The organism is Alteromonas sp. ABV4_515, from assembly GCF_056160345.1.
This window is the reverse complement of the sequence record NZ_JBSWWZ010000002.1, coordinates 77,153-91,523: the sequence shown is the minus strand read 5'-3', so window position 1 is coordinate 91,523 and position 14,371 is coordinate 77,153. Positions and strand designations below refer to the sequence as shown.

9 protein-coding genes and 1 pseudogene are annotated in these 14,371 nt (G+C 47.1%); 6 read left to right on the top strand and 4 right to left on the bottom strand.

The window, feature by feature from the left end:
- Positions 1 to 337 precede the first annotated feature (337 nt).
- A complete protein-coding gene (locus tag ACXAGX_RS04805; protein WP_474836921.1) occupies positions 338 to 1,387 on the top strand; it encodes a LacI family DNA-binding transcriptional regulator in 1,050 nt (349 codons plus the stop codon).
- Between the two features lie 37 nt (positions 1,388 to 1,424).
- On the opposite strand, the gene ACXAGX_RS04800 is transcribed toward ACXAGX_RS04805, so the two are convergent.
- Both ACXAGX_RS04800 and ACXAGX_RS04795 read right to left on the bottom strand, forming a co-directional pair.
- Complete coding sequence (locus ACXAGX_RS04800; protein WP_474836919.1) at positions 1,425 to 2,606, bottom strand: MFS transporter; 1,182 nt, start codon at positions 2,604 to 2,606, stop codon at positions 1,425 to 1,427.
- 37 nt (positions 2,607 to 2,643) lie between these two features.
- Positions 2,644 to 3,024, bottom strand: coding sequence for a DUF2798 domain-containing protein (locus ACXAGX_RS04795; RefSeq protein ID WP_474836917.1), 381 nt, complete (start codon positions 3,022 to 3,024; stop codon positions 2,644 to 2,646).
- Between the two features lie 182 nt (positions 3,025 to 3,206).
- On the opposite strand from ACXAGX_RS04795, the gene ACXAGX_RS04790 reads away from it, so the two are divergent.
- From ACXAGX_RS04790 to ACXAGX_RS04770, 5 genes are all read left to right on the top strand, one after another.
- On the top strand, positions 3,207 to 6,209 hold the full coding sequence (locus ACXAGX_RS04790; protein WP_474836915.1) for a TonB-dependent receptor domain-containing protein: 3,003 nt from the start codon (positions 3,207 to 3,209) through the stop codon (positions 6,207 to 6,209).
- Between the two features lie 56 nt (positions 6,210 to 6,265).
- On the top strand, positions 6,266 to 6,937 hold the full coding sequence (locus ACXAGX_RS04785; RefSeq protein ID WP_474836913.1) for a response regulator transcription factor: 672 nt from the start codon (positions 6,266 to 6,268) through the stop codon (positions 6,935 to 6,937).
- A gap of 10 nt (positions 6,938 to 6,947) precedes the next feature.
- Entirely contained in the window at positions 6,948 to 7,961 is a 1,014-nt protein-coding gene (locus tag ACXAGX_RS04780; RefSeq protein WP_474836911.1) for an AAA family ATPase, read from the top strand.
- A gap of 69 nt (positions 7,962 to 8,030) precedes the next feature.
- Positions 8,031 to 9,455 (top strand): sensor histidine kinase, encoded by a 1,425-nt coding sequence (locus tag ACXAGX_RS04775; protein ID WP_474836909.1) that lies wholly within the window; start codon positions 8,031 to 8,033, stop codon positions 9,453 to 9,455.
- 508 nt (positions 9,456 to 9,963) lie between these two features.
- Positions 9,964 to 10,557, top strand: coding sequence for a hypothetical protein (locus ACXAGX_RS04770; RefSeq protein ID WP_474836907.1), 594 nt, complete (start codon positions 9,964 to 9,966; stop codon positions 10,555 to 10,557).
- Between the two features lie 384 nt (positions 10,558 to 10,941).
- Here the strand turns inward: ACXAGX_RS04770 and ACXAGX_RS04765 are convergent.
- Both ACXAGX_RS04765 and ACXAGX_RS04760 read right to left on the bottom strand, forming a co-directional pair.
- Positions 10,942 to 11,172: pseudogene (locus ACXAGX_RS04765) on the bottom strand (IS5/IS1182 family transposase); the annotation flags it as partial.
- A 353-nt stretch (positions 11,173 to 11,525) separates the two neighbouring features.
- Positions 11,526 to 14,285, bottom strand: coding sequence for a M16 family metallopeptidase (locus ACXAGX_RS04760; protein ID WP_474836905.1), 2,760 nt, complete (start codon positions 14,283 to 14,285; stop codon positions 11,526 to 11,528).
- Positions 14,286 to 14,371: the final 86 nt, after the last annotated feature.

Genomic DNA, 14,371 nt, shown 5'->3' with positions numbered 1-14,371 from the left:
ACGCATTGTTAAAATATTGATACGCAGCCAGAGTCCAATAAGATTATTTTTTAACATTAAATCTCAAATGATTAATTTGTGAGTGGTGTATCTCCACCTTCTCCCCATAGGTATAAACTTTGAAAAAGAAACAAAAAACGGCATATAAAACAGTTGCAAAGTTCAATACATAGACAATTAAAACGCCAAAATGGAAACCGATTTCCAAACAAAATTGCTTTACTTTGCAATCGATGCCAGACTTAACCACCCGCATTCGGGCTCCTAATAGGAATATCGACCTGAGCGATGGCAGTTATTTGCATAAAAATAAACGTATTTCCGGGGCATCCAGAGAATGGACTATAAAAAAACAACAACGGCAAATACCAATAAAGAAATGGCCATGAGCGACATCGCCACAAAGGCTGGCGTATGCAAGGCAACCGTTTCAAGGGCGTTAAATACGCCAGATCGAGTAAGTGCCAAAACCCGTGAAAAGGTGCTTAAAGTGGTTGCTGAAATGGGCTATACGCCAAACAAGCTGGCTGCCGGTCTGCGTCAGGGTAAATCCCGCAATATCGCTATCATGTTGCCAGATATTACCAACCCTTACTTTTCCCCAGTGATCAGAAGTATCGAGAATGTGGCACACAAGCGGGGCTATTCGGTGGTGCTTAACGATACCCAGGACGACCCTGCCCTGGAGCGTACCTTTGCCAGTATGGTAAAAACCCGTCAAGTCGACGGTATCATCACGAACTCAAGCCGTATCCCGTTTGATATCGATCCTTCCAAACCCGCTGCTGAGCAACTGCCACCGCTGGTCAATGCCTCAGAATTCACCGAGCTTGCCGGAATACCCAAAGTGGGCGTGGACAATTACCTGATTGGAGTGGAGGCCACTGAGCATTTGCTTGCCCTCGGTCACACCCGCATTGGCATTATTGCCGGGCCGGACACTATCAACAGTAGTCTGTTACGGGAACAGGGATTTCGGGATACGATGGCAAAGGCCGGCGCTAAGGTTGAGGAAAAGCTGATTTTTCACGGTGATTTTTCCAGCCAGTCTGGTGTTGAAGGCGCTCAGAAACTGATGCAGCAACGCCACCGTCCAACCGCGCTATTCTGTTTTGGTGATCTCGCCGCCATCGGCGCGCTCCACGCATTAAGAGAGCTGGAATACCGTATCCCTGACGATGTCTCTGTGATAAGTGTAGACGGTATTGCGCTGGGTGAATATTGTGCCCCACCACTCACTACCATTGCTCAGCCTATGGAACAAATAGGCAAAACCATCGCCACTATTCTACTGGATTTGATTGATGGCAAACCGCCGCAGCAAGAAGTGAATATTCTGCCCCATCAGTTGGTAGTGCGTAAAAGTACCGGGCCCGTGCCGGAGTAGTTATTAATAAACACGTACTTTTGTTACTCGACCTAATTTACTTCTCAGTATACTCCTGCTCTCGCTTCAGCACCATCAACCCCACAACCAAAGATGCCATCGCCGCCACGGTGCTGAAATAAAACGCCACATTGGAAGAATATGCCCAAAGGTAACCGCCTAGTGCCACGCCGCTTGCTTGCCCCGCGCCGATACAAACAGCGCTATATAACGCCTGCGCTTTGCCCTGGTCTCGACTTGATGCCACCTGCTTAAAAAGCAGGACCGCAATGGTGTGTACCGCACTGAAACTGACACCGTGCAAAAGCTGTAAAAGGGTAAATTCCACCACACTACCAGTTTGCGTTGACATACCTAGCCAACGCAGCGTGGTGAGCGCCAGACTGAGAAGCAACAGCGTACGCAGCGAAAAATGACGCATCAACCAGGGCATCAGTGCAAACACAGCAATTTCCGATACTACGCCTACGGTCCACAGGTTACCGGTGACGGCGGCACCAATCCCCTGCTCTTTCAGCAATAAACTGTAAAACCCGTAGTAGCTGCCGTGACTGAAGTTTACCAGGAAGAATATCAGCAGCAGGCTCCACAGGGCCGGCTGTTTCCAGATACTCCCGCCCGTATTTTCGGTCACGGATGAATCGGGTTTCACTGATTGCCCGTGATTTGCCAGCGTAACCAGCCAAAGAACGCTTAGCAGACCAAGCACGATATACGGCAAGCAATCCACGCCATACTGCTCAACGATTTGACCCACAGCCCAGACAGCAGTGAGGAAGCCGCCTGAGCCCCAGAGCCGGATCAGTCCGTATCCTTGCGGTTTGTCCGAGAGATGATTCAGCGTAATCAACTCAAACTGGGCATTCAGCCCTTGCCAGCAAAACGCGCTGACACAAAGCAACGCCACTAGAGCCCAGTAATTGTGAAAGCAGAGAAACGCCATTGCAAAGCTTATCACAGCAAAGAGGTTGCCTATCTGAATAACCCGAATCCTTGAGGACGCCCGATCGCAGATTTCGCCCCACACATAAGGAGCGGCGATGGTGGTAACCATTTGCAGCGAAGTAAGCTGGCCGATTTGCCATGCCGAATAGTCCAGCGACTGCATGAACAACATCCAGTAAGGCAGCATAATGCCAAGCACGGCACAATTGAAAAAGTAAAATGCAGATAACCGCCAGTAAGGATTACTGGGCGTTACTTTAGTCGCTATCGACAAACAGGATCCCTGCCATTGTCGTTAAAATAAATCAGGCTTACTGCTGCCTGACCACCACTTCCTGCATCACCAACTTACCCACGATGCGCTTCACCACGGGTGAAACCATCATGATAATCGGAAATGCAATGGCAAATGTCATCGGCCAGGACGTCAGCCAGCGACTGATGAGGTCGTCAGCAAAACCAATGTTAATCGTTGTAACTACCAGCGACATGATACCTGACATAAAAAATGCCATGAATAAAGCGAAAACAACGGGGGCGAAACGGGGGTGGATCATGATATCGGCCTCTTTATCTGCCTTTATGCTATTCAGAAAAGTTGAATACTGAATGAGTAAGTCTACACGACACCAGCCTGCATTCGCCAGTTTTAAAGAGCCTTTACAGCCCGTCTGAGTAATTTTCACATCCATTTCAACCTGCTAATATGACCTTTAAATATTGGTTAAGCATCCATGTATAAAAAACAACCGCTGCAAGGTTGGTGCAAGGTTTATTCGCTATAAAAAAGGTGTTCGAGCTTAGTAATAAAAATGACATATAAGCTAGCCGCCAAACTCGAATGGGCAATTTACTCAATTCGGAGAAATAATAAGTGAATAACAATAAATTTCCGCTGTCGCTGATTGCGATTGCGGTACTGGGAATACACACATCCACCCTTGCGGCAAATATCCAGGAATCAGAGGTCGCTATCGACGCTGTGCAAGATACAGAAGTTCAGACGCAGGACACGTCTGTTCAGGCTGATTCTCCGGTTATTGAAGACCGGATTCTGGTAACCGGCTCTCGTTTGCAACGTGGAAACGTGGTAAACAAACCTTCAATCATTACTGCCGACGAAATCAAACGTCGGGGTGTTACCAGCGTGGAAGAACTCATTCGAACCATGCCGCAAAACCTCGCCACCATCGGTGGTATGGCAAACCTGAATCCTAATGGTCCCCTTGGCGTGGGAAGTGATTCGCGCAGTATGTCAACCATCGGTGCACTGGGTGTTTCTGCCGCGAACCTGGGTGGCATGGGCGCAGGCCGCACGCTTATCCTTATAAACGGTCGTCGGGTAGCAGGTGCTGCCGGTATCGAAGATGGCTTCGTTAACCTGAACGGTATTCCGTTGAGCGCCATTGAACGCGTTGAAATCACCACAGATGGCGCCTCTGCCGTATATGGTGCCGACGCCATGGGGGGCGTAATTAACTTTGTTCTGAAGAGCGGTTATTCAGGCTCAACAGTGAGTGTGCAGCACGTAGATTCGAACAATGGTGCAGATAACTCACGCATCAGTTTATATACTGGCCGGGCATGGACCTCGGGTAACGTGTCGCTGTCGCTGGATTATTCTAAACGCGACCCTATCATCAACGCGAAAACGGGCTACGTGACAAACAACTATGCGCCTTATTTCAATGATGATCCAAATTACGACCGCCGTTCGTTCTCTGCAGGCGGTCAACCTGCTCTCATCGATAATTCTATTTCTACTTACAATCCTGAAACCGGCATGTACGATACGTTAACCCAGGCCTACACCGTAGCGCCGGGGTTCACTGGTCAGCCTACTTTGGATGACATGATTTTAGTCGGTCGTGAGGCCATTCGTGATTTTGTGCCCCGTGTTGGCGGGCCAGAATCAGAAACCAAGAGTGCTACCGTCAGCTTCGAACAACGTTTAACCGAGCACCTGGTTTTCTCGGGTAACGGCATGTTTACCCGAAACGAATCCTCCCAGAATGACATGCAGTGGGGCGGGTTGGCACTCAGTCTTGCTCCCGGCCAGGCTTATAATCCGTTCCCTGCTTATGCACTAGATAGCTGGTCGCCGGGCGTCACTGCTTATTATCATCCTGAGGATGAGATTGCGAGCGGCGAGTTGCCGTTGGGCTACACAGAAAACAGAAACGATACCTGGAACCTGAATTTAGGGCTGACCTACGAAATCTCTGACGACACGAAGGTCGACTTCATCTACACCACGTCCCGTTCAAAAACCACAGGAAGCAGCTTTAAATCCGGTTCGGAAGTCTCAATTAACGCAGACTCTGCAAGTCCCACAGGTTTCAGTTGCTATAACTTTATGTTAAGTCAGGGTCGTTATACAGGTGATGAACTCGCCTTCAGGCAGGAGCTGTTTGACCGGCAGTGTGCGGCGTTGACAAGTTCAGATCCTACGATTGCATTTAACCCATGGAAATCCTCAGCGGATGGTACTGGCGGTTCAATCAGCGACTTCTTCTATCAGGATGTTACAGAGACGCGAACATCAAAACTGGAAAACTTTGAATTGCGATTAACCGGTTCTGTGTTTGAACTACCGTCAGGTGAAATTAATTACGCAATAGGTGCAGAATATAACGATGATGGCGTTGGCAGTAAGGAGATAGCCTACGTTACCGGTGAATCGATGCACCGTACACGGGAAGGCTATTTTGTTGAAACATCAATCCCGGTTTTTGGAAAAGACTTCAATGTGCCCTTCGCAAAAGCACTGACATTGAGCATTGCGGCTCGTCGTGACGAATATAATACGGAAGGGGCAATTGGTACAGTCGACAACATTTTGCCAGATATGGGCGGAGAGCTGATTTACGGTAAAAATACCTTCGGCAGAACCACGCCATCTTACGGTTTCAACTGGCAACCGACTGACGAAATTACTCTGAGAGCCAAGTGGACCGAAGGCTTTAAGGCACCACCCTACACCACGTTGTTCAGCTCGCTGGGGACACAGCAGTATACGGCTTACATCTCTGACGACCCGATATTTAACTGTCGGACAACGGAAAGCTGTGACTTTGACTACGACGATTCTTACTACGGCTATTTTGCGCTTCGCACAACCGCGCCAAATCCGGACCTCAAGCCGCAAACCTCGAAACAAAGTGCCTATACATTGTCCTGGTACCCGAAAGGCATACTTGGTGGCCTGACCGTAGATATCACCTACAATAACACCACAATCGATAACGAGTATGCGGACACAGCGGATCTGATAAGACTGATGCCTGCCAGTGAGGTTTACACGTTTGAAGAATTTTATCCTCGAGATGAAAACGGCAGAATTACTGAAGTTCGCAACATGACCTTCAACCTGACAGGATCTGAATATGCTTCTTTGATGTATGATATCGGCTATTTCATCCGCACTGATTTTGGTAACTTTAGTCCAAGTATTACTTATCTGGACAACCTGAAATCGGAATCTAAAGCCTTCTTCGACAGCGAACCAGTGTCTCAACTAGGTACATTGAGTGGTATTGATGAGTATAAAATAAATGCGTCTCTACAATACAGCTATGGTGCTTTGAACGCGACGTTATGGGCGTACTACACACCAAGCTATATCAACGACAACGAAGGGCTTCTGTCAGCCGGCAACATTGTTAACCCCGATTACGTGAAAACGGTAAGCTCAATGACTACCATTGATCTCACCGCCAGTTATCAGGTCTCGCCAGAACTACGGGTGAATTTCGCCGGTCGTAACCTGTTTGATAAAGAGCCGCCGCTGGTGGTGGTGGGACAGTTACCGTATGACTCCGCACGCTACAATATTGCCGGTCGTACATTGTCGTTGGAACTGCAATACGAGTTCTGACAATAAAGCTGCGCCCCATCAGTGGGCGCTTTTTGTATTTTCGGACGAGGTAACCCATGCGATTACTGCTGATTGAAGACGACGAAAACATCGCGGAAACGCTGGTGGTGTATCTGGAAAAAAACGGCTTTGTGGTAGACCTGGCCCCCACCCTTTCCATTGCCAGAACGGCGGTATGTGAGAATACTTTCGACCTGGTATTACTCGACAGACTCCTCCCCGATGGCGAAGGCATGACAATGCTGCGCTATTTTGAAGAACAGAATAAACCCCAGAGAGTGATTTTGCTTACCGCCCTCGGCGATGTGGATGACCGTGTTCGTGGCCTTGAATCCGGAGCACACGATTACATTCCCAAGCCATTCGAACCCAGAGAATTACTTGCCCGCATTCGCAATGCACTGAAACAACCGATAAAAATTAAACGCGATGTCAAAACCTTTGGTCCGCTCAGTTACGACGTGGAAAGCAGGGGTTTTAATATAAGTGGCGAAGTGCTGAATTTACGTCGCACCGAAGCGCTCGTACTCGAAGCCTTAATGCAAAGGCCAGGTAGCTTGGTATCACGGGAATCGCTTGAATCCAAGGTGTATGGCTACGACAAGTTTGTCTCTTCAAACTCGTTGGAATCTCAGGTAAGCAGACTGAGAAAGAACCTGTCTGAACACACCGACGACATAAAAATCCAAACCACAAGAGGATTAGGCTATAGCCTCATTAAGGACTAGCCAGATAATTATGACATTACACTCTATTGAGCCTGCTACACAGCGCGTGCGTCAGTTTTCTGAAACCTTCGAAACCATCCGCAACGAATTAAACAAAATGATTGTGGGTCAGCAAGACGTGGTTGATGGCGTGCTGACCGCGCTGATGGTAGGCGGTCATGTACTGATTGAAGGGGTGCCCGGCCTGGGCAAAACCATGCTGGTAAGTACCTTAAGTCAGGTGGTAAACCTGCAATTCAATCGTATTCAGTTTACCCCGGACATGATGCCTGCGGATATTGTGGGAAGTTCAGTACTGGTGGACGATGGCAATGGTAAGCACACACTGACTTTTCAGCAAGGGCCAATAGTCTCCAATTTAGTGCTGGCCGATGAAATAAACCGGGCCACACCCAAAACCCAGTCAGCCCTGCTGGAAGTCATGCAGGAAAAGCAGCTTTCTGTTGGTCACAGAACCATTAAAATGCCGGACCCGTTTTGCGTAATGGCAACGCAGAACCCGGTCGATCAGGAGGGTACCTATCCACTGCCGGAAGCGCAACTGGACCGTTTCCTGTTCAAACTGATTGTGGGCTATCCTTCCGAGTCGGACTACCACACCATTATTGACCGCACCACCAGCAACGCTAAAATTGAAATTCAGCCAAAGATCTCTGCTAAAACGTTGCGCGAATTGCGTCAGACAGTGCGTGACATTCCGGTGCCTTCTGCCGCAAAAGTCTACGCTATCCGGCTTGTCATGGCTTCACAACCTGGCAGTGAATACGCCACAGCCATGGTGAATGACTATGTTTCTTTAGGCGCATCGCCCCGTGGTATTCAGAGCCTGATGCTGGCAGCCAAAGTAAAAACATTGCTTGCGAACCGGTTTGCGGTAAGTTGCGATGATGTGGAAAGCGTTGTGTTACCGGTACTGCGCCACCGGATTACGCGTAATTTTAAAGCGCAGGCAGCAGGCGTAAGCGCTGATGCGATTATCAACGATATTCTGGCGCGCCTGCCCCGGCCCGAAACCAGAGCGTAATACACATGTTACAGTCTTAATCACGTTGACCTCTGCAGGAAGGCTTCGCTTCTTACAAGGAAAAATACAATGAAACGGATCCTCACATTTAGTTTTTTCAGGCAAATTCATCGCTCTATGATTGGGCAGATGTTAATTCTCTCGCTGGTGTTTATATCAGCCACCATCTACTACATTGCCTACTTACCGATTTCCGATCTTGATCTCACCGAACCCGACCCGTTTTACTACACCAATGAAAAGGTGCGCAGGGAAATCCGGGATTTTATGGATGCCCGGCATGAAGGCAAAACCACCAGCCAGCAATTTCAGCTGTCCAAATCACTCAACAATTTTAAACGTAATAACCCTGATTTCAGCTACTTCTTTATGGTTGACGGCGAAACCTTCAGCAATGGCAGAATTCCACAGTACTACTCTGCCTTCCGTTTCGATGACATAGACAATATCAGTCGTGACGTAAATAAAACCAAGCTGTGCACATTGTATTTTGACGCTATTTCCGATAACGGTGACCACGGCTATATTCAGTACAGCAACTGCAATGATTACGCATTTTATTTGGAATACTCGGGCGTGAAGGTTGCAGACGCGCCACCGGAAAGCTCTCTGTGGGCATTCTACAAGCGAATAGTGGTAGATGTAGGTGCAAACCTCGTTCTCGCTGCGGCCGGAGTTTTCATTATCACCACAGTTATATTGCTGTTTAACTGGCGATTAATGAATAAGGTGGCGAAAGTCGCCTACTCGTTTAATCCCAAAAACCTGCACCAGAAGCTGCCTGAAAAAGGCTTACCCAATGAAGTCCTTCCCCTCGTACAGGCGGTGAATGAAATGCTATCGCGGATTGATGAGACCCAGAAACAACATAACTTTTTCCTTTCTACCGCCGCCCACGAAATGCGCACACCGCTTACGGTATTGCGTACCCGACTGGAAATGATGGATGAAGGTAATCTCAAAGAAAAGCTGATTGATGACGTAAGACGCTTGTCACACCTGGTAAATCAACTCCTTCGGCTGATGCGTATTGGCGGTCCGAAGAATCATGAGCACGATATCGATTTAGTGCAGTGCTGCCAGCGCGTTGTCAGAGAGCGTCACCTGCTTGCAGAAACAGCAGGCGTTAAGCTTAGTCTCGAGATTGAACAATCCGCTGTCATCATCCCAGGAGACGAAGGTTTGATGGAAGTCGCAATCGCGAACCTGGTCGATAACGCCGTGTCATTTTCATCCGCCGGTCAAACCGTAGAGCTCAAAGTAAAAGCAGACTACTCAGTGAGTGTTCGGGATCACGGTCTCGGGATCCCCGATGATAAATTGGCAAACCTGTTCGAACCTTTCGCAAAATTCCCTCCGAACCGCAATGGGCACGGTCTAGGTCTTGCCATCGTAAAAGCTATCGCGCAACTGCACAATGGCAACGTGTCGGCAGATAATGCCGAAGACGGCGGGGCGCGGTTTACTCTGACGTTTAAAGAGAGTGAAACATAAAGGCTAAAATCGGTTTAACTTCAGAATTTAAAGATATTATAAATGAAAACCAGCCACCATTTAAACACCTGAAAATCTAATTAAGAAAGAGAGAAAATCATGAAAAAAAATTAGTCACCACAATTTTAATAGCATCATTTTCCTTGAGTGCCAACACTCAAACACCTCTAAGAAATCAATCACCCCGAATATTCGGGTTAAACGCAGGGGTTAATTATGTAGGAATATCAAGAATGAACTTCATTGCATCGGCAAAAATTCACGACTTCGTTACATGTGTAGAGGTAGATAAATATAATCAAAGTACAATTCCCTGTATTAGAGCAGGTTCGCAAACTATATTCTCAGGATTAACAGGTGCAACATTTTTCATATACGACAATTCTTCACAAGAGTTTGCAGATGCCTGGCGGTTAGACATGCAGTTTCCTCAACAGTAAGATTTGGTAAATTTATACCAATTTTAAATTAATTGAGAAAACATGATATTTAAAAAAATAAAAACCTTATGATTTTCACGGTTTTTCTTATTGTTACAGCTTTATCATATGAGAATTTTAGTGGTGAAGATTCACTGTTAGACAATGACAAAAACACACCAAATACTAAAATGCAAAACACGATCGTTTCGCAGGCTACTTCTAACGAAATTAGGCCTGAGAATGACCTCGACGCACAAAACCTGCCTGATTCGGCTACCGTTGACTATCGTAAGAAAGCAGCTTATTTTTTTGAACTTTTGGATGGGCTCACTGTAGAGGAAAAAGTGGCGAAGTTACTACGAATGGTTGATGAGGGCGAGATATCAATTAATGAACAAATGTACGATCATGGACAGAGTTTTAACCTCCTTCTGTACACCCTTGCAACAACTTCAAATTTAAATAGTGAGCATATTTGGGAATTTCTTTCTCGTGGAGCGGTAGTATACAGCAATAATGGTTTTATGATAGCTGCCTCTGACCAAACCCCGGATGTAGTGGAATTGCTGGTGAATTCCGGCTTGGATCCAGATGATAACAATTCAATTCCTCTGATGTATCTGGCACTTCATACCTTTAACATTCCACTTGCGGAGAAATTGCAGCATATGGGCTACTAGTTGAAAAAAGAGTATCAAAGGAAAATTAATGGGAGACAAATTCTATTTAAACTAGACGATTTACTCCAAAAAAATAGCAGAAATATAAATAAAGAATCAAAGAGGAATAGCGACTCGCTAAAAGACTACCTCAACAACAGCAATCCTATCAATTAACTTAAAAGTTATAACGAGTAGTTACTTCCCATAAATAAGAAAGGATTCTTAATAAAACGACCAATTATATTCACATCAATCATTTTACTACTGATAGGTATTGTTTATCACCATCTTTCGACCAACAATACGGAAAAGATACTCTTATCTACGGAAGAACGAGAAATACTATCTGGCCGGTGCGCTTAATGCGGGTACAGGTAAAGTGGGCCTTGTTGATAATGCCTTGACCGCTTCGTTTCTCGGGTGGTCATCTTTCCACAAACCTGCATTTCTGCGTGGCGGGAAGGTGGCTGTCGCTCCTTTGCACTGCACTTCCTGGTAACAGGCTCTGGTATCGTAAGCAACATCGCCTGACACCTTGCCAATCTTGCGCCAAGTACGACGTTTCTCTTTGCCATGTTTGCGTACCTTCCATTCCCCTTCGCCAAAGACCTTCAGGCCGGTGGCATCCACCAATGTTCCTTGCGTCAGCATCACACCGCAGTCGGACAGCCATTGATTAACCGTTTTGAATAATTGGCGAGTCAGCGTGTGCTTTTCCAGCAAGTGACGGAAGTTCATAATGGCAGTGCGGTCAGGAATGGATTTATCCAGTGAAAGTTGCGCAAACTGACGCATCGAAGCAATTTCATATAACGCATCTTCCCTAATACTTGACTATCAGCATCCCGAGCCAAACTTCTAATACATTACACTATGACTTAACCTCATTAGTATCGAATATGATTATTAAAAAAAGCCCGGTTCAGACGAAGCCGGGCAAAGGTCAGGGTGACACTATGAGCTATTGTTTCTATCGAACCTTATTCCTATCTAACCAGGTTTCCATACACATCCCACACTTCCACATCGCCAAGGTGCGTATCGCGGATATCCTGCTCTATCTTTTTAAGGTCACCAACAATTACCCACACCAGTTCATCCGGGTGATAAGTCTTGTTAGCAAGCGCCATGATTTGCTCTGCTGTGACGGCTTTCAGTCGTTCCGCGGAGGTCTCAACACGGCGATATGGCAGGTTATACAGGTCAGCATTAATCAGCGTTTTGAGTATGGCACCGTTGTTGTTAAAAGCCTGTGGAATCGAGTACACCGCAGAATCTCTGTCACGTTCCAGTTCGGCAGTCATAACAGGTTTGTCACTGATGTAAGCACGGATTTCTTTCTGTATTTCCAGCATTGAAGCAGCTGTTTTATCAGCTTGTACTGTGCCACTGGCGGTGAAAACCCGAGGGCCGTTTGGCGCGTTGCGTATCCCGCCACTGAAGCCATAGGTCCAGCCTTTGTCTTCACGCAGATTCATGTTCAGACGGCTATTAAATCCTGCACCCAACGCTGCATCCATTAACGACTCGACCGCAGAGATATTCTTGTCAAACTCACCGACAATATGACCGGCACTGATACTACTTTGCACTGCACCCGGGGCGTCTATAAGTATAATTTTGCCCGTCTGACTTACCGGCGCACCAATTTCGGGGACGGGGTGAAGTGGCGTTTTTTGCCAGTCTGCAAAGTAGGTCTTCGCCAGCTGTTCAGCATTTTCTAACGTAATTTCCCCCACCAGATATAATGTTGCGCTTGCCGGACCAATCTCGTTGTCATAGAAAGACTGGATCATGTCGCGATTCAGAGTTTTGGCTTCTTCCCGTGTAGTGATTTTTCCAAACGGATGGGCACTGCCCCAGATGGCTTTTGCGTAAGCGCCTGAAGCGGCTTGCATAGGGTTCTGTTCGTACGCATTGTAGGCGGTATCAATATTTTGCAGCACTTTGCTGACTTCCGCTTCCGGATAGGCAGGATGACGGATAATGTCTGCCGCTATCGCAAAGGTATCATCCAGATTTTCACTCAGACCACTCCAGCTCACACCACTCTCTCGGGTACCGGCACCACTGTTAAACTGCATCCCCAGCGCTTCAAGTTTGCGAGACAGCTCGGACATGTTGTATTGCTGTGTGCCTGTTGCCATGAGTTTGAAAGCATTGCTGGCAGTATCCGGTGCGTAGTATTCATCCACCAGCGAGCCAGTTTTAAACTGCATGGATACATCGACCAACGGTAGATTTTCTCGATGGGCGACTACTACCTTAAGGCCGTTTTCCAATGTAGTTGTCTGAATATTGGGCAAGGTCACCTTACCAGTAAATTCACCTGCCGCTGGCACCGCTGAACGTTCTACTTTAGCATTCATGCTCTTAACCTCAGGCAAAGGCATAAGCTGAATTTCGTAGTAAGGTTTGTCCAGCCATTTTTGCGCTGTCAGTCTCACCTTTTCGGGTGTGGCCGACTTTATCCAGGCCCGCTTGATATTCAGGAACAGTGGATTGTCGTGATGCACTTCCCCCTCAATCAGGCGTGTGCCGATGGCTTGATTACTTTCCATCGACCGCAACAATGAGATTTCACCGGCAAGATTGATCCCGTCCAGTTTTTCCTGCGACGGCCCTCTATGGAAGTAGTCATTCAGCGCCTGGTCGATAAGTTGATTCGCCTGTTCCACATTTGTACCTGGTTTCAGCACAATATCGAGAGAGAGAACACTGGAGACATCATTTGCCTGAACATGAGCACTCACGCCCATCGCGATGTCTTTTTCATCTACCAATAAATCGTAAAGCGGCGTATTTTTCCCGCCAGCCAAAGTACGGGCCACCAGTTCCATAATAGTGGTGTCCTGACTGTTATTATTGGGTAACGACCAGATTCGGTTTAGGTTCATCGTTGGTACTTTGTCGTAGATAACGTCACGCTTTATTGTTGTCAGTTCCGGGATCCACTGGGCAATTTTATCCATGGGTTCGCCGGCGGGTGCATCGCCAAAATAGTAGGTGACTTTTTGCTTTGCCGTCTCTAAATCAATATCACCAGATAGCACCAATACCGCATTGGATGCGCCGTACGCTTTCTCAAACCAGTCAGATACATCCTGTAAAGTGGCACTATCGATGTCTTCCATTGAACCTATGGTGGTGTGGTCGTAGGGATGCCCTTTCGGATAGAAGTTTTCAAGAAAGCGTTCGTAAACACTGGCACCGGGGCGCAATTGGCCCTGTCGTTTTTCATTTTTTACAACTGCCCGCTGCTCATCAAGAAACGCCTGATCGATACTGTCGCCCAGATAAGCCATGCGATCAGATTCCATCCACAGAGCCACATCGATGGCGTTTGAAGGTACTGTCTGATAGAAATTAGTTCGATCGAGATTGGTTGTGCCGTTTATGCCAACCGCGCCCACCTGTTCCAGTGGTACAAAATATTCACCTTTACGATGAATAGTGTCCTGAAACATAAGATGTTCAAAAAGATGGGCAAAACCTGTTTTGCCATCAGCTTCGTTCTTCGAACCCACCTTGTACCACACGCCAACAAACACATCTGGCACGCTATGATCGCTGTGTACCAGAACAGTTAATCCGTTCGGTAAGGTGAATTTATCGTACTGAATATCCACGTTACTGTAAGCAGGTGCGGACTGGGTTTGCGGCGTGACTGTTGTACTGCTACACCCGGCCGCAGAAAGCAGGCTACCCAGCACGATAGACACAGGGATTTTCTTGCTCTTGAACAAATCTTTTTCTCCTGAACGGTTTCTCAATATCCATTCATTTAGACATAGCAACCTTGCACGAGTCTTACTCGGCTAGATTGGATGAA

What these genes read in the sequence shown, in the direction of transcription:
- ACXAGX_RS04805 (WP_474836921.1), top strand. Translation starts at nt 338, where the DNA reads ATGGACTATAAAAAAACAACAACGGCAAATACCAATAAAGAAATGGCC.
- ACXAGX_RS04780 (WP_474836911.1), top strand. Translation starts at nt 6,948, where the DNA reads ATGACATTACACTCTATTGAGCCTGCTACACAGCGCGTGCGTCAGTTT.
- ACXAGX_RS04795 (WP_474836917.1), bottom strand. Translation starts at nt 3,024, where the DNA reads ATGGATGTGAAAATTACTCAGACGGGCTGTAAAGGCTCTTTAAAACTG.
- ACXAGX_RS04785 (WP_474836913.1), top strand. Translation starts at nt 6,266, where the DNA reads ATGCGATTACTGCTGATTGAAGACGACGAAAACATCGCGGAAACGCTG.
- ACXAGX_RS04770 (WP_474836907.1), top strand. Translation starts at nt 9,964, where the DNA reads ATGATTTTCACGGTTTTTCTTATTGTTACAGCTTTATCATATGAGAAT.
- ACXAGX_RS04775 (WP_474836909.1), top strand. Translation starts at nt 8,031, where the DNA reads ATGAAACGGATCCTCACATTTAGTTTTTTCAGGCAAATTCATCGCTCT.